1 protein-coding gene is annotated in these 343 nt (G+C 57.4%); it reads left to right on the top strand.

All coding sequences use genetic code 11. The features are described from left to right. Positions 1-343, top strand: a 343-nt coding sequence (gene tli1a, locus ACODSK_RS32710; protein ID WP_489022305.1) for a Tli1a family immunity protein, incomplete at both ends; no start/stop codon positions are given.

The following is a 343-nucleotide window of genomic DNA, read 5'->3' as shown; positions in this document are numbered from 1 at the left end:
GGATCATCGGTATCAACCACACCCACTGGGCGATCAACCATTTCGCTGTGGATGGACAGTCTGGGCTGGACATCATCGGGCCTTGGCAAGGAGGGGGCGGTGGGCATATCAGCCTGCCTTCCCAGTGGACTCCGGGAATGGCGGTTCGGATTGATTGGGAGACAGGTATTGCATATCCGGACGGCTTTCCTGGGTTCCACAATCCAGAGGCGTATGACGCTTGGGCATCGAAGATCAGAGCCCAAAGCCGTCAGCACCGTAGGTATGCCTTGGTCCCCGACTACACCAACCAAAAAGTCTGCGGCGTCACCGTGCATTTCCTCCCCTGTGACGAAATCCAGGT

Source organism: Pseudomonas sp. FG98, from assembly GCF_057808595.1.
This window is presented reverse-complemented; position numbering and strand designations above follow the sequence as displayed.